The organism is Streptomyces sp. NPDC051822 (assembly GCF_044452745.1).
GTDB lineage: Bacteria > Actinomycetota > Actinomycetes > Streptomycetales > Streptomycetaceae > Streptomyces.
The window spans coordinates 388379-408616 of the sequence record NZ_JBITBZ010000002.1; the positions used below are offsets into that span (position 1 = coordinate 388379).

Below are 20238 nucleotides of genomic sequence, written 5' to 3' on the forward strand. Positions count from 1 at the left end.
CGAGAGAAGCGCAAGCACCCATGCCCACGCGCCACGACATCCGTAACGTCGCCATCGTCGCCCACGTCGACCACGGCAAGACGACCATCGTCGACGCCATGCTCAAGCAGGCCGGTGCCTTCGCCGCCCACCAGCAGCTCGACGACCGCATGATGGACTCGAACGACCTGGAGCGTGAGAAGGGCATCACGATCCTCGCCAAGAACACGGCGGTGAAGTATCACCCCAAGGACGGCGGGGCCCCGATCACGATCAACATCATCGACACCCCCGGCCACGCCGACTTCGGCGGCGAGGTCGAGCGCGGTCTCTCGATGGTGGACGCGGTCGTCCTCCTCGTGGACGCCTCCGAGGGTCCGCTCCCGCAGACCCGCTTCGTGCTGCGCAAGGCCCTCCAGCAGCGCAAGCCCGTCATCCTCTGCATCAACAAGACGGACCGCCCGGACTCCCGGATCGACGAGGTCGTCAACGAGACCTACGACCTCTTCCTCGACCTGGACGCGGACGAGGACCAGATCGAGTTCCCGATCGTCTACGCCTGCGGCCGTGACGGCATCGCCTCGCTGACCAAGCCGGAGAACGGCACGGTCCCCGCGGACAGCGACAGCCTGGAGCCGTTCTTCGCCGCCATCCTGGAGCACGTCCCGGCCCCGGTGTACGACGAGGAGGCCCCCCTCCAGGCCCACGTCACCAACCTGGACGCCGACAACTTCCTCGGCCGCATCGCGCTGCTCCGCGTCGAGCAGGGCGAGCTGCGCAAGGGCCAGACGGTCGCGTGGATCAAGCGTGACGGCACGATCTCCAACGTCCGCATCACCGAGCTGATGATGACCGAGGCGCTCACCCGCAAGCCCGCCGAGGTCGCCGGCCCCGGTGACATCTGCGCCGTCGCCGGTATCCCCGACATCATGATCGGCGAGACCCTGGCCGACCCGGAGAACCCGATCGCGCTGCCGCTGATCACGGTCGACCAGCCGGCGATCTCCATGACCATCGGTACGAACACCTCGCCGCTCGTCGGCCGCGGTGGCACCGGCAAGGGCGCGGACGCCAAGTCCGCCGTCAAGCAGCGCAAGGTCACCGCCCGCCAGGTCAAGGACCGTCTGGACCGCGAGCTGATCGGTAACGTCTCGCTCCGCGTCCTCGACACCGAGCGTCCCGACGCCTGGGAGGTCCAGGGCCGTGGTGAGCTCGCGCTCGCCATCCTGGTCGAGCAGATGCGCCGCGAGGGCTTCGAGCTCACCATCGGCAAGCCGCAGGTGGTCACGAAGCTCGTCGACGGCAAGGTCCACGAGCCGGTCGAGCGTCTGACGGTCGACGTGCCCGAGGAGCACATGGGCGCGGTCACGCAGCTCATGGGCGTCCGCAAGGGCCGCATGGACAACATGTCGAACCACGGCTCCGGCTGGGTCCGCATGGAGTTCGTCGTTCCGTCCCGTGGCCTCATCGGCTTCCGTACGGAGTTCCTCACCAACACCCGCGGTACGGGTATCGCCCACTCGATCCACGAGGGCCACGAGCCGTGGTTTGGCACGCTGACGACCCGTAACAACGGTTCGCTGGTCGCCGACCGCGCCGGCGCCGTCACCGCCTTCGCGATGACGAACCTCCAGGAGCGCGGTGTCCTGTTCACCGACCCCGGCACCGAGGTGTACGAGGGCATGATCGTCGGCGAGAACTCGCGCTCCGACGACATGGACGTGAACATCACCAAGGAGAAGAAGCTCACCAACATGCGCTCCGCCTCCGCCGACTCCTTCGAGGCGATCGTCCCGCCGCGGAAGCTGTCCCTGGAGCAGTCCCTGGAGTTCTGCCGCGACGACGAGTGCGTCGAGGTCACCCCGGAGGCCGTGCGTATCCGCAAGGTCATCCTGGACCAGAACGCGCGTGGTCGCGCGTCTTCCCGCGCCAAGAACGGCTGACCCAGCCGATCGGCCGACGCCGAACGCCCGGCCGGAATCCTCCGGCCGGGCGTTCGGCGTTCTGTGTTCGGCGGGGCGTCCCCCGCCTTGTGGTGCTTCCCCCGTTACTCGGCTCCCCCTGTTACGCAGATCCCCCGTTACGCAGGTCCCGCCGTTACGCGAGTCCCGCTGTCACGTAGTCCCCGTGACGCCCGGGTGGTCAGCCCGGGCGTTCGGCACGGGTCAGGTTCAGCAGTAGCGCTTGGCGTACGCGGCGAGGCTGCCCGCCGGGACGCTGGTGCCGCACTTGAGGCCGCCCTCGGTGGCCACGGTGAAGCTGACGGCCTTGCCGTAGTTGCCGGTGTTCACCCAGCGGGTGCCGCGGTCGCAGCGGAACTGGGTGTAGTAGCCCTGGGTCTTGACGGTGCCCGCGTACAGGACGTACTTGCCGCGGGAGGACAGCCGGTGGGTGATGGACTCGGCCGTGGTCTTGGTCTTCGAGCCCTCGGCCTTCAGCTCCACGCCGACCTTCCCGCTGAGGCTGGCCAGCGCGACGCTGCCACTGACCTCGACGCCCGCGGTGGCGGTGACGGAGGCCGTGATGGTCGTGACGGACGAAGCGCTGACGGTCTTCGTCACGATGCCGCCGGTGTAGTGCTCGATCGCCTTGCGGTGGGTGACGACCGGAGCCTTGCTGACGGTGGACCAGGTGTACTTCAGCGTCCCCGGGCTGCACATCATCTCGGCCGCCTGGGCGTTGCCGGCCGGCAGCAGGGCCAGCGTGGCGGCGGACAGACAGGTGGTGACAAGGCCTGCCGTGAACTTGTTGCGCATGGTGTTCCCCTCGTTTGGTGCCGCTCGGTCGAAGCGGCGGTGTGACCCGTGGTCAGCGGGTCGGAGGGGAGTCTTGCGGCTCGCCGGAGACATAGGACACAGTTTTGAGCAACTTCTGAGGTTGACGGGCCGGTTGGGGCGGTCGGCGCGGCCCGCTGAGAGGCGCGAGATGCCGGGATCGGATGCCCGGCCGAGTCAAACCGATTTCCCGGCGAGGCGTCCGTATTCCGAACGTTGCTCTCCGGTACGTGTGTTAACAGTCCGTTTCGGGCGTGTCTGTCTGTGATTGGTTTGTCCGGATTTTGACCCCTAGCGCCTTGGTGATGTTGTCAAAACGAGACCGCTTAAGTGTGGTTTACAGCCCGGGCGTACTTAATAGTTGGCTCCATTGAGCTCGGGTCAATGGGTCACGCACTGTGGGGAGTGCCGACTCACGAGCACACTCGGGGCGCTGGAGTCCTGGGCCGTCAGGGGTGTCGGCCGTCTCCAGGAGCCCCTCTCGTAGTGACAAGTGGACTCATGAGGAGGAACCCATGCGCGGTGCCAAGAGCGCCAAGTGGGTATCGGGCGCGATCGTCGTCGCCCTGGCAGCAACCGCCTGTGGTGGCGGCACGGACAAGGAAGAGGGGGGCAAGGGTGCGGGTAAGGCCGGCGGCGAAGTAAGCGTCGGCATCTCCGAGCCGAAGCGCCTCGTTCCGCAGACGACGACCGAGTCCGAGGGCTCGCAGGTGCTGGACGCGCTGTTCCGTCCGCTCGTCAGCTACGACGCCAAGAACCAGCCGGTCGAGGACGCTGCCGAGTCGATCACGTCGACCGACAACACCCTCTGGACCGTCAAGATCAAGCCGGGCCAGAAGTTCCACGACGGCACCCCGGTGACCGCCAAGAGCTACGTCCAGGGCTGGAACTGGGGCGCCTACGGCCCGAACGCGGCCGACGGCAACTACTTCTTCGCCACCATCGAGGGCTACGACGCCCTCAACCCGGCGGACCCGGACGGCGAGGAGGGCCCGAAGAAGGCCCCCGAGCCCACCGCCAAGGAGATGTCGGGCCTCAAGGTCGTCGACGACACCACCTTCACGGTCAAGCTGGCGAAGCCCTTCGCCGACTACAAGACCGTCCTCGGCTACACGGTGTTCTACCCGCTGCCGGACGCTGCCATCGCCAACATCAAGGCGTACGAGCAGGCTCCGATCGGCCAGGGCGCCTTCAAGATCGAGGGCAAGTGGGACCACAACAAGTCGATCAAGGTCGTCAAGAACCCTGACTACACGGGCGACAAGAAGCCCCTCGTGGACTCGGTGACGTACAAGATCTACCAGAAGCAGGAGACGATGTATAAGGACGTCGTCGCCGGCGCCCTGGACGTCATCCCGCAGGTCCCGAGCTCCGAGCTCGCGAACGCCCCGAAGCAGTTCGGTGAGCGCTTCAAGTCCTCCCCGGCCTCGACCTTCCAGTTCGTGTCGTTCCCGACGTACGACAAGAAGTACTCGAAGCCCGAGGTCCGCAAGGCGATCTCGATGGCCATCGACCGCGAAGAGATCACCAAGGTGATCCTCAACGACTCGCAGTCCCCGGCCCGTTCGTTCGTCTCCCCGGTCGTCGGCGGCTACCGCGACAACACCTGCGGTGACTCCTGCAAGTTCGACCCGGCCGCTGCCAAGGCTCTCCTCGCGAAGGCCGGCGGCATCGAGGGCAACAAGATCAACATCGGCTACAACGGCGATGGCGGTCACAAGGAGTGGGTGGACGCCACCTGCAACCAGGTCAAGAAGAACCTCGGCGTCGACTGCGTCGGCCAGGCCGTCCCGCAGTTCGCCGAGCTGCTGACCCAGGTCGAGCAGAAGAAGTTCTCCGGCATGTTCCGCATGGGCTGGATCATGGACTACCCGTCCATGGAGAACTACCTGGGCCCGCTGTTCACCACCGGTGGTTCCTCGAACTACTACGGCTACAGCAACAAGAAGTTCGACAAGCTGGTCGAGGACGGCCGCGCGGCGAAGTCGTCCGAGGAAGCCATCAAGCTGTGGCAGCAGGCCGAGGACGTCCTCGTCCAGGACATGCCGGTGATCCCGCTCCGCTTCGGTAAGAACGTCTTCGCGCACAGCAAGAAGGTCGCGAACGTCGAGATGGACCTCTTCAACCGGGTCGACGTCACCAAGATCTCCAAGGCCTAACAGCCTCAGGCATCTGACCCACATTTAAGAGTCGAGAACGGCGGCGGGGGCCGGCAACACCAGCCCCCGCCGCTTCTCGCGAGGAGGATCCATGGGCCGGTTCGTCATCCGACGAATCCTTCAGATGGTGCCCGTCTTCATCGGCACCACGTTGATCGTCTATTTTCTCGTCACGCAGATGGGTGGCGACCCCATCCAGAACCTGTACGGCGAGAAGCCCGTACCTGACAACATCAGAGCGACGCTCACCGCTCAGTACCACCTCGACGACCCGTTCTTCGTGCGGTACTGGTACTACTTCAGTGGCCTGCTCCAGGGCGACTTCGGTGAGTCCATCGCCCAAGGCCGGCCCATCGTCGAGCTCCTTGCCGAGGCCTGGCCCGAGACGCTGAAGGTCGCCGGTGTGGCCTTCACCTTCGAGCTCGTCATCGGCGTCGTCGCCGGTGTGCTCGCCGGCATGCGCCGCGGCAGCTTCATCGACAACCTGGTGCTCGTCTCCACGCTGACCGTCATCGCCATCCCGATCTTCGTGCTCGGCAATGTCGGCCAGACCTTCCTGGGACAGGAATGGGGGCTGTTCCCCGTCGCCGGAACCGACGACGGATTCATCAGCTACCTGCTGCCGGGTATGGTGCTCGGTTCGGTCTCGCTCGCCTACATCGCACGCCTCGCGCGGGCGTCGGTCGCCGAGAACCTGCGCGCGGACTACATCCGCACCGCGAAGGCGAAGGGCCTGCCGAAGAGCCGGGTCATCGGCATCCACGTGCTGCGCAACTCGCTGATCCCGGTCGTCACCTACCTGGGCGCCGACCTCGGCTCCCTCATGGGCGGCGCCATCGTGACCGAGGGCATCTTCAACATCCCCGGCGTGGGCTTCCAGCTGTTCAGCTCCTTGAACGTGGAGGACGGTCCGGCGGTCGTCGGATTCGTCAGCCTGCTGGTGCTCGTCTACCTGATCTCCGCGCTCGTCGTGGACATGCTGTACGCCGTGCTTGACCCGAGGATTCGCTATGAGTGACACCACCCAGAAGACCGACACGGTCGTCGAGGACCTCACCGGGCCCACCGCGCCCGCCCCGGCCTCGAACAAGCAGGACAAGACGCGCAGCCTCGCGCAGGACGCCTTCCGCGACCTGGTCCGCCGGCCGCTGTTCCTCGTCTCGGCGGTCCTCATCTTCGCCATCGTGACGATCGCCGCCTTCCCGGGCCTCTTCACGAGTGTCGACCCGCTCGCGTGCGACCTGAAGCACTCGATGGAGGGCCCCAGCGGCAACGCCTGGTTCGGCTACAACTTCCAGGGCTGCGACGTCTATTCGCAGACCATCTACGGCACCCGCAACTCGGTGATCGTGGGTGTGCTGACGACTGCCTTCTCCCTGGTCATCGGTGGCCTCGTGGGTGTGCTCGGCGGCTTCTTCGGCAAGTGGACGGACGCCCTCCTCTCGTTCGTCACCAACGTCTTCTTCGGACTGCCGCTGCTGCTCGCCGCGATCGTCATCCTGAACAACTTCCGTGACGAGAAGGGCATGCGCAACGCCGGCGTGATGGCCGTGGTCCTCACGCTGACCGTGGTCGGCTGGATGTCCATGGCCCGCGTCATGCGCGGCGCCGTCATGCAGGTCAAGCAGGCCGACTACGTGGCCGCCGCCCGCTCGCTCGGTGCCTCCACCTCGCGGATGATGTTCCGTCACGTGCTGCCGAACTCCGTCACCCCGCTGATCGTGGTCGCCACGATCTCGCTCGGTGCGGTCATCGGTGCGGAAGCGACCCTGAGCTTCCTGGGTATCGGCATCAGGCCCCCGGCCATCTCCTGGGGCGTCATGATCTCCGAGGCGCAGGGGCGTATCTCGCAGGGACTGCACCCGCTGCTGTTCCCGTCCGGAATGCTCACTATCACGGTGCTCGCCTTCATCATGCTCGGCGATGCGGTCCGTGACGCCTTCGACCCGAAGCTGCGCTGAGAGTAAGGACGAACGCAGTGACCACCATCGACAAGACCGCGAGCGTTCCCGCGCCGCGCGACGGCGCGACCCACGACGGTCCGCTCCTCGACGTGCGCGACCTGCACGTGGAGTTCCGCACCCGTGAGGGCGTCGCGAAGGCCGTGAACGGTGTCTCGTACTCCGTGAACGCCGGCGAGACCCTCGCTGTCCTCGGCGAGTCCGGTTCCGGCAAGTCCGTGACCGCGCAGGCCATCATGGGCATCCTCGACACCCCGCCGGGGTTCGTGACCAAGGGAGAGATCCTCTTCCGCGGCCAGGACATGCTCAAGATGTCCGAGGACGAGCACCGGAAGGTCCGTGGCAGCAAGATCGCCATGATCTTCCAGGACGCGCTGTCCTCCCTCAACCCCGTGCTCAGCGTCGGCTACCAGCTCGGCGAGATGTTCCGGGTGCACCAGGGCCTCTCCAAGAAGGAGGCCAAGGTCAAGGCGATCGAGCTGATGGACCGGGTGAAGATCCCGGCCGCCGCGGCTCGCGTCAACGACTACCCGCACCAGTTCTCCGGCGGTATGCGCCAGCGCATCATGATCGCGATGGCGCTCGCCCTGGAGCCGGACCTGATCATCGCGGACGAGCCCACCACGGCGCTCGACGTGACGGTCCAGGCCCAGGTGATGGACCTCCTCGCGGAGCTCCAGCGCGAGTACAACATGGGTCTGATCCTGATCACCCACGACCTCGGCGTCGTCGCCGACGTCGCGGACAAGATCGCCGTGATGTACGCGGGACGGATCGTCGAGCAGGCGCCGGTGCACGAGCTGTACAAGCGCCCGGCCCACCCTTACACCAAGGGTCTCCTCGAGTCGATCCCGCGCCTGGACCAGAAGGGCCAGGAGCTGTACGCGATCAAGGGTCTGCCGCCCAACCTGCTCAACATCCCGTCCGGCTGCGCCTTCAACCCGCGCTGCCCGAAGGCGGACGACGTCTGCCGTACGGACGTGCCGGTGCTCGTGCCGGTGACCGAGCAGGACGGCACGGACCTTCCGGGCCGCGGCAGCGCCTGCCACTTCTGGAAGGAGACGATCCATGGCTGACCTCAGCAAGAACGACGAGGCCGTGGCCGCGTCCGAGGCGGAGGCCGTAGCCGCCATCGAGGCTCCGGCCGAGCGTGGCGAGCCGATCCTCCAGGTCCGCAACCTGAAGAAGCACTTCCCGCTGACGCAGGGCATCCTCTTCAAGCGCCAGGTCGGCGCGGTCAAGGCCGTGGACGGGGTCTCCTTCGACCTCCACCAGGGCGAGACCCTCGGCATCGTGGGCGAGTCCGGCTGTGGCAAGTCCACGGTCGCCAAGCTCCTGATGAACCTGGAGCGGGCCACCGCCGGCGAGGTCTTCTACAAGGGCCAGGACATCACCAAGCTGTCCGGTCGCGCGCTGAAGGCCGTCCGCCGCAACATCCAGATGGTGTTCCAGGACCCGTACACCTCGCTCAACCCGCGGATGACGGTCGGCGACATCATCGGTGAGCCCTTCGACATCCACCCCGAGGTGGCCCCGAAGGGCGACCGGCGCCGCAAGGTGCAGGAGCTGCTCGACGTCGTCGGTCTGAACCCCGAGTACATCAACCGCTACCCGCACCAGTTCTCCGGCGGTCAGCGCCAGCGCATCGGCATCGCCCGCGGCCTCGCGCTCAACCCGGAGATCATCATCTGCGACGAGCCGGTCTCGGCCCTGGACGTCTCCGTCCAGGCGCAGGTCATCAACCTGATGGAGAAGCTCCAGGACGAGTACAACCTGTCCTACCTCTTCATCGCGCACGACCTGTCGATCGTCCGGCACATCTCGGACCGGGTCGGCGTCATGTACCTCGGCAAGATGGCCGAGATCGGTACGGACGAGCAGATCTACGAGCACCCGACGCACCCCTACACGCAGGCGCTGCTCTCCGCGGTGCCGGTGCCGGACCCGGAGGCCCGCGCGCACCGCGAGCGGATCATCCTCACCGGTGACGTCCCCTCGCCGGCGAACCCGCCGTCGGGCTGCAGCTTCCGCACCCGGTGCTGGAAGGCGCAGGACAAGTGCGCCGAGGAGATCCCGCTCCTCGCGATCCCCGAGCCCTTCCAGGGCCAGGACACCCCGGCGGCACACTTCTCGGCGTGCCACTTCGCCGAGGAGAAGAACGTCGTGGCGGCGCACTGACGCGCCGGACATCTGACACACCGAAGGGCGCCCCGGTCCGTACTGGACCGGGGCGCCCTTCGGCATACGGAGCCCGGAGCCCGGAGCCGGGAACCCGAATCCCGCCGCCCGCCCCCGGGGCGTCCGTCATCCGGGTGCAGTAAAAGTGCAGCACCGTCAATATCAGGTGATATTGGGGCCTAAGTCACGCTTAGGACATTCGGGAGGCACTCCATGCGCGGAGCCACGCACGCCAAGTGGGCCGCACTGGCCACCGCAGTCGCCCTCGCGGCGACCGCCTGCGGTGGCGGCGACGACAGCGGCGGCGGCGGAGGTGCCGACGGCATCGTGAGTTCCTCGTGGGGCGACCCGCAGAACCCGCTGGAACCCGCCAACACCAACGAGGTCCAGGGCGGCAAGGTCCTCTCCATGATCTTCCGCGGGCTCAAGCAGTACGACCCGAAGACCGGCGAGGCCAAGGACATGCTCGCCGAGAAGATCGAGACCACCGACTCGACCAACTTCACCATCACGGTCAAGGACGGCTGGACCTTCTCCAACGGCGAGAAGGTCACCGCCCAGTCCTTCGTCGACGCCTGGAACTACGGCGCCCACCTGAAGAACAACCAGAAGAACGCCTACTTCTTCGGCCAGATCGAGGGCTACGACCAGGTCCACCCCGAGAAGGGCGAGCCCACCGCCGAGACGATGTCCGGCCTGAAGGTCACCGGCCCGCAGACCTTCACGGTGAAGCTGACGCAGAAGTTCTCCACCTGGCCCGTCACCCTGGGCTACGCGGCCTTCGCGCCCCTTCCCAAGGCCTTCTTCGACGACCACGCCGGCTGGCTCTCGAAGCCCGTCGGCAACGGCCCGTACACCGTCGACTCGTACTCCAAGGGCTCCCAGATGGCCCTCAAGCGCTGGGACGCCTACCCCGGCACCGACAAGGCGCAGAACGGCGGCGTGACCCTCAAGGTCTACACCGACAACAACACCGCCTACACCGACCTGACGGCCGGAAACCTCGACCTCGTCGACGACGTCCCCGCCTCCCAGCTCAAGAACGTCGAGGCCGACCTCGGCGACCGCTACATCAACGTCCCCGCCGGCATCATCCAGACCCTGTCCTTCCCCTTCTACGACCCGGCCTGGAACAAGCCCGGTCAGGAGAAGCTCCGCCAGGGCATCTCCCGGGCCATCGACCGCGCCCAGATCACCGAGACGATTTTCCAGAAGACCCGCACCCCCGCCGTCGACTGGACCTCCCCGGTCCTCGGCGAGGAGGGCGGCTACAAGGACATCTGCGGCGACCTGTGCAAGTACGACGCGGCCGAGGCGAAGAAGCTCGTCGCGGAGGGCGGCGGCATCCCCGGCGGCACCATGAAGATCTCGTACAACGCCGACACCGGCTCCCACAAGGAATGGGTCGACGCGGTCTGCAACTCCATCAACCGCGCCCTCGGCAACGACACGGCCTGCGTCGGCAACCCCATCGGCACCTTCGCCGACTACCGCAACCAGGTCACCACGCAGAAGCTGAAGGGCCCCTTCCGCGCCGGCTGGCAGATGGACTACCCGCTCATCCAGAACTTCCTGCAGCCGCTGTACTACACCAACGCCTCGTCCAACGACGGCAAGTACACCGACCCCGAGTTCGACAAGCTCGTCGACCAGGCCAACGCCGAGGCGGACACCGCGAAGGCCGTCGGACTCTTCCAGCAGGCCGAGGAAGTCCTCCGGGACGACATGGGCGCGGTCCCGCTCTGGTACCAGAACGGCAGCGCCGGCTACTCGGACCGGGTCACCAACGTCTCCCTGAACCCCTTCAGTGTCCCGGTCTACGACCAGATCAAGGTCAACTGACGCCGTAGCAGGTCGGAGGCGTACGGCCCGGCCCGCGGATCCCCGCGCCGGGCCGTACGCCTTCCCGGCACCCCCCACCCGGAGCCAACCCCCGGAGCCCCCCATGGGTCGTTATGTGATCCGGCGACTGCTGCAGATGATCCCGGTCTTCTTCGGCGCCACGCTGCTGATCTTCCTGATGGTGAACGTGATGGGCGATCCCATCGCCGGACTGTGCGGCGACCGCCAGTGCGACCCGGCGACGGCGGCCCAGCTCGAGAAGGAGTTCGGCCTCGACAAGCCCGTCTGGCAGCAATACCTGACCTATATGGGCAACGTCTTCACCGGCGACTTCGGCACGGCCTTCAACGGCCAGGAGGTCACCGAGCTGATGGCGAACGCCTTCCCGGTCACCATCCGCCTCACCATCGTCGCCATCTTCTTCGAGATCGTCATCGGCATCAGCCTCGGCGTCCTCACGGGCCTCAAGCGCGGGCGCCCCGTCGACACCACCGTGCTGCTGCTGACCCTGGTCGTCATCTCCGTGCCGACCTTCGTCACCGGTCTGCTGCTCCAGCTCCTCCTCGGCGTGAAGTGGGGCTGGATCAAACCGGCCGTCTCCAGCGAGGCCACCTTCGACGAACTGATCGTCCCCGGGCTCGTCCTCGCCTCGGTCTCCCTCGCGTACGTCACCCGGCTCACCCGGACCTCCATCGCCGAGAACAAGCGGGCCGACTACGTCCGCACCGCCGTCGCCAAGGGCCTGCCCCGTCGTCGCGTCATCACCCGCCACCTGCTGCGCAACAGCCTGATCCCCGTGGTGACCTTCATCGGCACCGACATCGGCGCACTCATGGGCGGAGCGATCGTCACCGAACGGATCTTCAACATCCACGGCGTCGGCTACCAGCTCTACCAGGGCATCCTGCGCCAGAACACCCAGACCGTGGTCGGCTTCGTGACCGTCCTCGTCCTGGTCTTCCTGGTGGCGAACCTGCTCGTCGACCTCCTGTACGCCGTCCTTGACCCGAGGATCCGCTATGCCTGAGCAGCCTCAGCCGTTCGACGACGGCCGCGCGATCAACCACACCGGCGCCGGGGGAGGGACCGACCTCGCGATGGACGAGGGCGAGAGCCTGGAGAAGACCCCCGGCGGCCCGGAAGGCACCGGCCCCGACAGGAAGCCCCGCTCCCTGTGGTCCGACGCCTGGCACGACCTGCGCCGGAACCCGATCTTCATCATCTCCGGGCTGATCATCGTCTTCCTGGTGATCATCTCCATCTGGCCCCAGCTCATCGCCAGTGGCAACCCGCTCGACTGCGACCTGTCCAAGGCCCAGGAGGGCTCCCAGCCGGGCCACCCCTTCGGCTTCAACGGCCAGGGCTGCGACGTCTACACCCGTACGGTCTACGGAGCCAGGGCCTCCGTCCAGGTCGGCCTCTTCGCCACCCTCGGCGTCACCCTTCTCGGCTCCGTCCTCGGCGGCCTCGCCGGCTTCTACGGCGGCGCCTGGGACGGCTTCCTCTCCCGCATCACCGACGTCTTCTTCGCCATCCCCGTCATCCTCGGCGGCCTCGTCCTGCTCTCCGTCGTCAGCAACAACAGCGTCTGGCCCGTCATCGGCTTCATGGTGCTCCTCGGCTGGCCGCAGCTCTCCCGCATCGCCCGCGGCTCCGTCATCACCGTCAAGCAGAACGACTACGTGCAGGCCGCCCGCGCGCTCGGCGCCTCCAACTCGCGCATGATGCTCCGGCACATCACGCCCAACGCGCTCGCGCCCGTCATCGTCGTCGCGACCATCGCCCTCGGTACGTACATCTCCCTCGAGGCCACGCTCTCCTTCCTCGGCGTCGGCCTCAAGCCCCCCACCGTCTCCTGGGGCATCGACATCTCCTCGGCCGCCGCCTACGTGCGCAACGCCCCGCACATGCTGCTCTGGCCCTCCGGCGCGCTCGCCATCACCGTGCTCGCCTTCATCATGCTCGGCGACGCCGTCCGCGACGCCCTCGACCCCAAGCTGAGGTAGGGACCCATGCTGCTCGAAGTGCGCGACCTGCACGTGGAGTTCCACACCCGCGAAGGCGTCGCCAAGGCGGTCAACGGCGTCGACTACTCCGTCGACGCGGGGGAGACCCTCGCCGTCCTCGGCGAGTCGGGCTCCGGCAAGTCCGTCACCGCCCAGGCCGTCATGGGCATCCTCGACGTCCCCCCGGGCAAGATCACCCAGGGCGAGATCCTCTTCCAGGGCCAGGACCTCCTGAAGCTCAAGGAGGAGGACCGGCGCAAGGTCCGCGGCGCCAAGATGGCGATGATCTTCCAGGACGCCCTGTCCTCCCTCAACCCCGTCCTCAGCGTCGGCGACCAGCTCGGCGAGATGTTCCAGGTCCACAAGGGAATGTCGCGCAAGGACTCCAAGGCCAAGGCCGTCGAGCTGATGGACCGGGTCCGCATCCCCGCCGCCAAGGAACGCGTCGGCCAGTACCCCCACCAGTTCTCCGGCGGCATGCGCCAGCGCATCATGATCGCGATGGCGCTCGCCCTCGAACCCGAGCTGATCATCGCCGACGAGCCCACCACCGCCCTCGACGTCACCGTCCAGGCCCAGGTCATGGACCTGCTCGCCGAGCTCCAGCGCGAACTCCACATGGGCCTCATCCTCATCACCCACGACCTCGGCGTCGTCGCCGACGTCGCCGACAAGATCGCCGTCATGTACGCGGGCCGGATCGTCGAACGCGCCCCCGTCCACGAGATCTACAAGGCCCCCGCCCACCCCTACACCAAGGGACTCCTCGAATCGATCCCGCGCCTGGACCAGAAGGGCCAGGAGCTGTACGCGATCAAGGGACTGCCGCCCAACCTGCTGAACATCCCGCCGGGCTGCGCCTTCAACCCCCGCTGCCCGCTGGCGCGGGACCGCTGCCGCACCGACGTACCCCCGCTGTACGAGGTGACCGAGTCCCCGGTACCGCGCACCAGCGCCTGCCACTTCTGGAAGGAGTGCCTCCATGGCTGAGGCCATCCTCGAAGTCCGGGACCTGCACAAGCACTACCCCCTCACCCAGGGCGTCATCTTCAAGAAGCAGGTCGGCGCCGTCAGGGCCGTCGACGGCGTCGACTTCGACCTCGCCGCCGGCGAGACCCTCGGCATCGTCGGCGAGTCCGGCTGCGGCAAGTCGACCGTGGCGAAGATGCTGGTCAACCTGGAACGGCCGACGTCCGGCTCGATCCGCTACAAGGGCGAGGACATCAGCAAGCTCTCCCCGCGCGCGCTCAAGGCCGTCCGCCGCAACATCCAGATGGTGTTCCAGGACCCGTACACCTCGCTCAACCCGCGCATGACGGTCGGCGACATCATCGGCGAGCCGTACGAGATCCACCCCGAGGTCGCGCCCAAGGGCTCCCGCCGGCAGAAGGTCCAGGACCTCCTGGACGTCGTCGGCCTCAACCCCGAGTACATCAACCGCTACCCGCACCAGTTCTCCGGCGGCCAGCGCCAGCGCATCGGCATCGCCCGCGGCCTGGCCCTCCAGCCCGAGATCATCGTCGCCGACGAGCCGGTGTCCGCGCTCGACGTCTCCGTCCAGGCCCAGGTCGTCAACCTCCTCGACAACCTCCAGACCGAGTTCTCCCTGTCGTACGTGTTCATCGCCCACGACCTGTCGATCGTGCGGCACATCTCCGACCGGGTCGGCGTCATGTACCTCGGCCGGATCGTCGAGATCGGCAGCGACGTCCAGATCTACGAACACCCCACCCACCCCTACACGCAGGCCCTGCTCTCCGCCGTCCCCGTCCCCGACCCCGAGGCGCGGGCCCACCGCGAACGCATCATCCTCACCGGCGACGTCCCCTCCCCGGCCAACATCCCCTCCGGCTGCCGCTTCCGCACCCGCTGCTGGAAGGCACAGGAACGCTGCACCCTGGAAGTCCCGCTCCTCGCGGTACCGGCGGTCTTCCGCCTCACGGACAGCCCGGCGAAGCACGACTCGGCCTGCCACTTCGCCGAGGAGAAGCAGGTGGTCCCGCCGGAGCCGGGCGCCGAAGGATCCAATGGCTCCGACGGCATCGACGGCTCCGGTGGATCCGAATTCCTTTAACCGACAGGCAACTCGGCGGAATCGGATCCGATATACGAACACCCCAGACTCGACAACGTACGGCCGTGCGGGTGCCGTAAGCCGGCCGGAGCGTCATGGCGCCCCGGCCGGCTGCTCCCGGTCACATCCGCGACAACACCCGACCCACCCGGGATCCGCGGAACCGCTTGTTTCGGTCGTCGGCGACCGTGAGTATCGGAACCGTGACTGTGACACGACCGGCACGTCTCACGGGCGCCGCGCTCTGCGCCGCGCTCGCCCTCATCGCCGCCGTGTGGATCCTCAAGGACCTCGCCGTGCTCGGTTCACCCGCCGACCTCGCGTGGTACTGGGCGGGGGACCACCACTTCCTCATCCGCGGGCGCTCCGCCACCTCCCTCGTCGACCCGGTGCTCCTCGCCGTCTCCGCGGCCGCCGCCGTCGCAGCCCTCCGCTCGCGCCACGCCGCCTCCGCGCTCGCCGCGACCGGCGCCGTCACCCTCGCCCTGCGGCTCCCCGGACTCTGGGCGCCCGGGACAGGCGCCCTCGTCACCGCGTTCCTCGCCCTCGCCCTCGCCGCGGGCCTGATCGTCACCGCCGCCGCCGGCCGGCGCCCCGTCACCGCCTCCTACGAACAGCCGGCCACCCGCCCCCGTACCGGCCCCGCCGTCGCCGCCGGAGCGCTCCTCGCCGTCTCCGCGCTCCTCGTGGTCCTGTGGGAGCTGTACTGGGCCACCGAACTGCCCCTGGAGATCACCGTCGACCGGTTCACCGGCGGCCGGTCCGTCATCAAGGCGGCCCTCGCGCCCCCGCCCGGCTGGCTCTCCCTCGTCCTCCTCGCCCTCTACGGCACGGCCGCCGTCGCCGCCTTCGCACGCGCCCGCCACAGCCGCGCCTTCGCGCTGCTCGCCGGGACGTTCCTCGCGGCCGGCGGCCTCGCCGAGGTCGCCAGGACCGCCAGATACGAACTCGTCGGCCGCCTCGGGGACCTCCCGACCGCCGACCTGCTCGCCGTCCTCAACGCGTACGCCGGACTGCTCGCCGGCCTCGCCGTACTCGCCCTCCTCGCCGGGCGCGGCGCCCCCGCCGCGGCGCCCGCCCCCTACCCGCCGGCCGGCATGCCGCCCCCGGCCCCGCCCTACCCGCCGCCGCCCGGCTGGTAGCTCAGCCCTCCTCGCGCAGCCCCAGGGACCGCCGCAGGAAGTCCACCTGCAGCAGGAGCAGGTTCTCCGCCACCTGCTCCTGCGGCGTCATGTGGGTGACCCCGGTCAGCGGCAGCACCTCGTGCGGCCGGCCCGCCGCGAGGAGCGCGGAGGAGAGCCGCAGCGCGTGCGCGACCACCACGTTGTCGTCCGCGAGACCGTGGACGATCATCATCGGACGCACCGGGACCTCCGGCCCGGACAGGCCGTCGTCGGTGAGCAGCGAGTGCGCCGCGTACACCTCCGGATCGTCCTGCGGAGTGCCGAGGTACCGCTCCGTGTAGTGGGTGTCGTACAGCCGCCAGTCCGTCACCGGCGCCCCGACGACGGCCGCGTGGAACACATCGGGCCGCTGGAGCACCGCCCGCGCCGCCAGGTACCCGCCGTACGACCAGCCGCGGATCGCCACCCGTTCCAGATCGAGCGGGAAGCGCCCGGCGAGGCCCTGCAGCGCCTCCACCTGGTCGTCCAGGGTCGGCGAGAAGTCCCGCGCGATCGCCTTCTCCCAGGCGGGGGAGCGGCCCGGGGTGCCCCGCCCGTCCGCGACGACCACCGCGAAGCCCTGGTCGGCGAACCACTGGGACGTCAGATGCGCGTTGTGGGCGGCGACCACCCGCGGCCCGTGCGGACCGCCGTACGGATCCATCAGGACCGGCAGCAGCCCGTCACCCTCCTCGTACCCGGAGGGCAGCAGCACCGCGCACGGGATCCGCCGCGCTCCCGACTCCGTGAGCCGCACCCGGGCACTGATCACCGGCTCCTTCGCGTACGAGCCCACCACCGCGACCTGTTTGCCGTCCCGCAGCACCCGCGCCACGCTCCCCGGCGCCTCCGGCCGCGCCGACACGAGCACGGTCACCGCCCCGGACCGCACCGCGCCGTGCACCCCGACGCCCTCCGAAAGGCGTTCCACGCCCTGGCCGGTCACCCGGTACACATGGATCTCGCCGATATCCATGGCAGCCGCGCCCTCACCCGCGGAGGCCGACACGAGGACGTCGTCGGACCCGATGTCGAGCACCGCCCGGACATGCAGGTCGGCACCGGTCAGGACCTCGTCCCCCACGGTCAGGGCGCGGGCCCCGGTCTCGTCGGAGACCCGCACGAGCCGCCCGTCCGGAGCCCACGCCGGCACCCCGGACAGCAGCTCCAGCCACACCGGATCGCTCTCCGCCCGTACGGTCGTCGTCTCCCCGCTCTCCGGGTCCACCGCCAGGTACACCTGCTCGCGCTGGTCGCGCGCCTGTACGAGGAGCAGCGGAGCCCCCGCCGCCGACCAGTGCACCCGCGCCAGGTACGGGTACCGCTCCCGGTCCCACCGCACCTCCGTACGGGACCCGTCGAGCCCCAGGACGAACAGCCCGACCTCCGCGTTGGCCGTACCGGCCGCCGGGTACGCCACCGGCTGCGGCTCCCGGTCCGGGTGCGCCGGGTCGGCGATCCACCAGCGCCCCACCGCCCGGTCGTCTGCCCGCGCGACGAGCAGCCGGTCGGAGTCGGGGGACCACCAGAAACCCCGGTCCCTGGACATCTCCTCCGAGGCGATGAATTCGGCCAATCCGTAGGTGACATGCCCGTCCTCCGGAACGGCCAGCTCCCGGTCGCCCGAACCGTCCGCCCCCACCACCCGCAGCGCCCCCTCCGCCACGTACGCCACCAGGCGACCGTCCGGCGAAGGCCGGGGGTCGATCACCGGGCCGGGCACCGGCAGCTCCCGCGCCGTCCCCGCCCGCAGCTCCGCCGCGAACAGCCGCCCCGACAGGGCGAAGGCCGCCAACTCCACGGCTCCGTCCACCGCGTACGCCACCACGCCGCCCGAGCCCTCCCGGCTCCGCTCGCGGCGGGCCCGCTCTTGGGGCGAGAGCTCCTCCTCCGCGCCCGCGAGCAGCACCTCGGGGTCGGCCGCCACCCGCTCCACGGGGGCGCCGCCGTCCCTGGGCAGGTCGAGGACCCAGAGCCGGTGCGAACGGTCCGTCCCCGAAGCGGACCTGACGAACACGACGCGTTCCCCGTCGGGGGAGATCGAGAAGGCACGCGGGACCCCCAGGGTGAACCGCTGGGTCCTGGCGTGCTGGCGGGGGAAGGAGAGCCCGGCCGAGGGTGTGGCCGGCTGCTGCGAAGGCAAGGTCATGCGGCTGAAACTAGCGCTGTGCGCCCCCCTCGTGCCTCCGTCCGCCGATCGATGTCGTCGCACGGATAGTTATGATCCGTAGCGCTAGGTGGGTATGCATCCGATCGGCATGCCCTCTGGCACATGCTGATCGACCGAACCGCTCGAATATCCGACCAAGAAGTATGGAGGTGAACCGCCGTGGCACTCTCGATCTCCGTGGTGGTGCTGCTGGCGATCGTCGTCTTCCTTCTGATCCGGAAATCCGGACTGAAGGCCGGACACGCGGCGGTCTGCGCCCTCCTGGGCTTCTATCTGGCGAGCTCGTCCATCGCCCCGTCCATCAGCACCCTCACCACGAACGTGGCGAACATGGTCGGCGGCCTCAAGTTCTGAGCCCGACCTTCTGAGGTGTCCCGCTCCCGCAGCAGGGCACGTACCGACCTGCGACCCGGTCCGACCTCGTAGGGTGGGGACATGTCCGATCTCCCCGCCCGCCGTCTGCTGCTCGTGCACGCGCACCCGGACGACGAGTCGATCAACAACGGCGCCACCATGGCCAGGTACGCGGCCGAAGGCGCCCTCGTCACCCTGGTCACCTGCACGCTCGGCGAGGAGGGCGAGGTCATCCCGCCCGCCCTCGCCCACCTGGCTCCCGACCGGGAGGACCGGCTCGGCCCGCATCGCGTCCGCGAACTCGCCGCCGCGATGATCGCGCTCGGCGTCACCGACCACCGCTTCCTCGGCGGCCCCGGGCGCTTCCGCGACTCCGGAATGATGGGCGCAGAACAGAACAAGCGCGACAACGCGTTCTGGAACACCGACGTCGACACCGCGGCCCCCCACCTCGTCGAGGTGATCAGGGAGACCCGCCCGCAGGTCCTCGTCACCTACGACCCCGACGGCGGCTACGGCCACCCCGACCACATCCAGGCCCACCGGGTCGCCATGCGCGCCGCCGAACTCGCCGCCGACCCGGCCTACCGCCCCGACCTCGGCCCGGCCCACCGCATCGCCAAGATCTACTGGAACCGCGTCCCGCGCCCCGTCGCCGAGGCCGCCTTCGCCCGGCTGCACGCCGAAGGGTCCGCCTTCCCCGCCGTCGCAGCGATCGACGACGTCCCCGGCGTCGTCGACGAGGACCGGATCACCGCCCAGATCGAGGCGAGCCCCGAGCAGGCCGCCCGCAAGAGCGCGGCGATGGCCGCACACGTCACCCAAGTCGCCGTCGTCGGCCCGTCCTTCGCGCTCTCCAACGACCTGGGCCAGCCGATCTTCACCACCGAGTACTACGAGTTGGTGCAGGGCGCCCCCGGCGCTCCCGCGGGCGAACGCGAGACCGACCTCTTCGCGGGGGTGACCGCGTGAACACCTCCGCCGCCCCCGGTACGTTCCCGATCTCACGCAACGCCCGGTACGCCTGGTACGCGGGTCTCGCCGTCCTCGGCGCGCTCGTCGGCACCGCGGGCGCCCTCGTCCAAGCCGCCTGGCTTCCCGGTGGCTTGATCCTGGCGCTGCTCGCGACCGGCGCCCTCTTCTACGGCGGACTGCGCGCGACCGGCACCCAGGTCGGCGTCGCCGCCGGCGGAGGCGGCTGGCTCCTCGCCGTCATCCTGCTCAGCCTCGGACGCCCCGAGGGCGACGGGGTGTTCGGCGGAGGCGTCGGCGAGCTGCTCTTCCTCTTCGGAGGCATGGCGCTCGCTGTGATGTGCACCACGCTGTCCCGGCTGCCGCGACCTGCCCCGTGAACAGGAGGACTTGAGTCCGGGGACGCCCTGACTTGGGCCGGAATGACCGTCGTCCTTCACCCGGGGGTCGGGTATATGACGGCGGCGGCCAGTATGGTGGTGCGCGCCGCCGAACCGCCCGGGTTACACGAGCATCAGCAAGAGCGGGCGGTGGAGCCAACCGGGAGATCCTGCTTTGAGTCGTGAAACTGGTCGAGAGACTGACAGTTCGTCCTCCGGCGCCCAG

General features: G+C 68.7%; 17 protein-coding genes. 15 read left to right on the plus strand and 2 right to left on the minus strand.

What is annotated here, in order from left to right:
- The first annotated feature begins 20 nt into the window (after positions 1–20).
- Entirely contained in the window at positions 21–1922 is a 1902-nt protein-coding gene (gene typA / locus ACIA8N_RS07575) for a translational GTPase TypA (RefSeq protein ID WP_365781685.1), read from the plus strand.
- A gap of 228 nt (positions 1923–2150) precedes the next feature.
- Here typA and ACIA8N_RS07580 read toward each other — a convergent pair whose 3' ends face one another.
- Positions 2151–2735, minus strand: coding sequence for a hypothetical protein (locus tag ACIA8N_RS07580; RefSeq protein WP_365781687.1), 585 nt, complete (start codon positions 2733–2735; stop codon positions 2151–2153).
- A gap of 533 nt (positions 2736–3268) precedes the next feature.
- Here ACIA8N_RS07580 and ACIA8N_RS07585 point away from each other — a divergent pair.
- The 11 genes from ACIA8N_RS07585 to ACIA8N_RS07635 all read left to right on the plus strand — a co-directional run bounded on the left by ACIA8N_RS07585 (position 3269) and on the right by ACIA8N_RS07635 (position 16115).
- On the plus strand, positions 3269–4912 hold the full coding sequence (locus tag ACIA8N_RS07585) for an ABC transporter substrate-binding protein (protein WP_365781689.1): 1644 nt from the start codon (positions 3269–3271) through the stop codon (positions 4910–4912).
- Between the two features lie 91 nt (positions 4913–5003).
- Positions 5004–5930 carry an ABC transporter permease gene (locus ACIA8N_RS07590; protein ID WP_365781691.1) on the plus strand — a complete coding sequence of 309 codons (927 nt, stop codon included), beginning with the start codon at positions 5004–5006 and terminating at the stop codon, positions 5928–5930.
- Positions 5923–6873 (plus strand): ABC transporter permease, encoded by a 951-nt coding sequence (locus ACIA8N_RS07595; RefSeq protein WP_365781693.1) that lies wholly within the window; start codon positions 5923–5925, stop codon positions 6871–6873. Before ACIA8N_RS07590 ends, ACIA8N_RS07595 begins: the two co-directional genes overlap by 8 nt.
- Before the next feature lie 17 nt (positions 6874–6890).
- Positions 6891–7949, plus strand: coding sequence for an ABC transporter ATP-binding protein (locus tag ACIA8N_RS07600; RefSeq protein WP_365781695.1), 1059 nt, complete (start codon positions 6891–6893; stop codon positions 7947–7949).
- Positions 7942–9051: a dipeptide ABC transporter ATP-binding protein gene (locus ACIA8N_RS07605; RefSeq protein ID WP_365781697.1), complete on the plus strand. Its 1110-nt coding sequence runs from the start codon at positions 7942–7944 to the stop codon at positions 9049–9051. The genes ACIA8N_RS07600 and ACIA8N_RS07605 overlap by 8 nt, the downstream gene beginning before the upstream one ends.
- Positions 9052–9264: 213 nt before the next feature.
- Positions 9265–10893, plus strand: a complete 1629-nt coding sequence (locus ACIA8N_RS07610) for an ABC transporter substrate-binding protein (RefSeq protein ID WP_365781699.1) — start codon at positions 9265–9267, stop codon at positions 10891–10893.
- Between the two features lie 103 nt (positions 10894–10996).
- On the plus strand, positions 10997–11920 hold the full coding sequence (locus tag ACIA8N_RS07615; RefSeq protein WP_365781701.1) for an ABC transporter permease: 924 nt from the start codon (positions 10997–10999) through the stop codon (positions 11918–11920).
- Positions 11913–12899, plus strand: a complete 987-nt coding sequence (locus ACIA8N_RS07620; RefSeq protein WP_030207680.1) for an ABC transporter permease — start codon at positions 11913–11915, stop codon at positions 12897–12899. Before ACIA8N_RS07615 ends, ACIA8N_RS07620 begins: the two co-directional genes overlap by 8 nt.
- A gap of 6 nt (positions 12900–12905) precedes the next feature.
- Positions 12906–13889: an ABC transporter ATP-binding protein gene (locus ACIA8N_RS07625; protein ID WP_365781703.1), complete on the plus strand. Its 984-nt coding sequence runs from the start codon at positions 12906–12908 to the stop codon at positions 13887–13889.
- Positions 13882–14973, plus strand: a complete 1092-nt coding sequence (locus ACIA8N_RS07630) for a dipeptide ABC transporter ATP-binding protein (protein WP_365781705.1) — start codon at positions 13882–13884, stop codon at positions 14971–14973. The genes ACIA8N_RS07625 and ACIA8N_RS07630 overlap by 8 nt, the downstream gene beginning before the upstream one ends.
- Before the next feature lie 203 nt (positions 14974–15176).
- The gene (locus ACIA8N_RS07635) at positions 15177–16115 is read left to right on the plus strand and encodes a hypothetical protein (protein WP_365781707.1); all 939 of its coding nucleotides are present in this window, start codon (positions 15177–15179) and stop codon (positions 16113–16115) included.
- Between the two features lies 1 nt (position 16116).
- On the opposite strand, the gene ACIA8N_RS07640 is transcribed toward ACIA8N_RS07635, so the two are convergent.
- Complete coding sequence (locus ACIA8N_RS07640; protein WP_365781709.1) at positions 16117–18285, minus strand: prolyl oligopeptidase family serine peptidase; 2169 nt, start codon at positions 18283–18285, stop codon at positions 16117–16119.
- A gap of 180 nt (positions 18286–18465) precedes the next feature.
- Here ACIA8N_RS07640 and ACIA8N_RS07645 point away from each other — a divergent pair, with 180 nt between their 5' ends.
- The 3 genes from ACIA8N_RS07645 (at position 18466) to ACIA8N_RS07655 (ending at position 20012) form a co-directional block, all read left to right on the plus strand.
- Positions 18466–18660 (plus strand): hypothetical protein, encoded by a 195-nt coding sequence (locus ACIA8N_RS07645; protein ID WP_030207665.1) that lies wholly within the window; start codon positions 18466–18468, stop codon positions 18658–18660.
- An 81-nt stretch (positions 18661–18741) separates the two neighbouring features.
- A complete protein-coding gene (gene mshB / locus ACIA8N_RS07650) occupies positions 18742–19632 on the plus strand; it encodes an N-acetyl-1-D-myo-inositol-2-amino-2-deoxy-alpha-D-glucopyranoside deacetylase (protein ID WP_365781712.1) in 891 nt (296 codons plus the stop codon).
- On the plus strand, positions 19629–20012 hold the full coding sequence (locus ACIA8N_RS07655; RefSeq protein ID WP_365781714.1) for a DUF6113 family protein: 384 nt from the start codon (positions 19629–19631) through the stop codon (positions 20010–20012). The genes mshB and ACIA8N_RS07655 overlap by 4 nt, the downstream gene beginning before the upstream one ends.
- The last annotated feature ends 226 nt before the right edge of the window (positions 20013–20238 follow it).

Bases quoted from the DNA above. Each gene is read 5' to 3' on its own strand.
- typA (WP_365781685.1), top strand. From the start codon at position 21: ATGCCCACGCGCCACGACATCCGTAACGTCGCCATCGTCGCCCACGTC.
- ACIA8N_RS07580 (WP_365781687.1), bottom strand. From the start codon at position 2,735: ATGCGCAACAAGTTCACGGCAGGCCTTGTCACCACCTGTCTGTCCGCC.
- ACIA8N_RS07615 (WP_365781701.1), top strand. From the start codon at position 10,997: ATGGGTCGTTATGTGATCCGGCGACTGCTGCAGATGATCCCGGTCTTC.
- ACIA8N_RS07605 (WP_365781697.1), top strand. From the start codon at position 7,942: ATGGCTGACCTCAGCAAGAACGACGAGGCCGTGGCCGCGTCCGAGGCG.
- ACIA8N_RS07620 (WP_030207680.1), top strand. From the start codon at position 11,913: ATGCCTGAGCAGCCTCAGCCGTTCGACGACGGCCGCGCGATCAACCAC.
- ACIA8N_RS07630 (WP_365781705.1), top strand. From the start codon at position 13,882: ATGGCTGAGGCCATCCTCGAAGTCCGGGACCTGCACAAGCACTACCCC.
- mshB (WP_365781712.1), top strand. From the start codon at position 18,742: ATGTCCGATCTCCCCGCCCGCCGTCTGCTGCTCGTGCACGCGCACCCG.
- ACIA8N_RS07640 (WP_365781709.1), bottom strand. From the start codon at position 18,285: ATGACCTTGCCTTCGCAGCAGCCGGCCACACCCTCGGCCGGGCTCTCC.
- ACIA8N_RS07595 (WP_365781693.1), top strand. From the start codon at position 5,923: ATGAGTGACACCACCCAGAAGACCGACACGGTCGTCGAGGACCTCACC.
- ACIA8N_RS07610 (WP_365781699.1), top strand. From the start codon at position 9,265: ATGCGCGGAGCCACGCACGCCAAGTGGGCCGCACTGGCCACCGCAGTC.
- ACIA8N_RS07625 (WP_365781703.1), top strand. From the start codon at position 12,906: ATGCTGCTCGAAGTGCGCGACCTGCACGTGGAGTTCCACACCCGCGAA.
- ACIA8N_RS07585 (WP_365781689.1), top strand. From the start codon at position 3,269: ATGCGCGGTGCCAAGAGCGCCAAGTGGGTATCGGGCGCGATCGTCGTC.
- ACIA8N_RS07590 (WP_365781691.1), top strand. From the start codon at position 5,004: ATGGGCCGGTTCGTCATCCGACGAATCCTTCAGATGGTGCCCGTCTTC.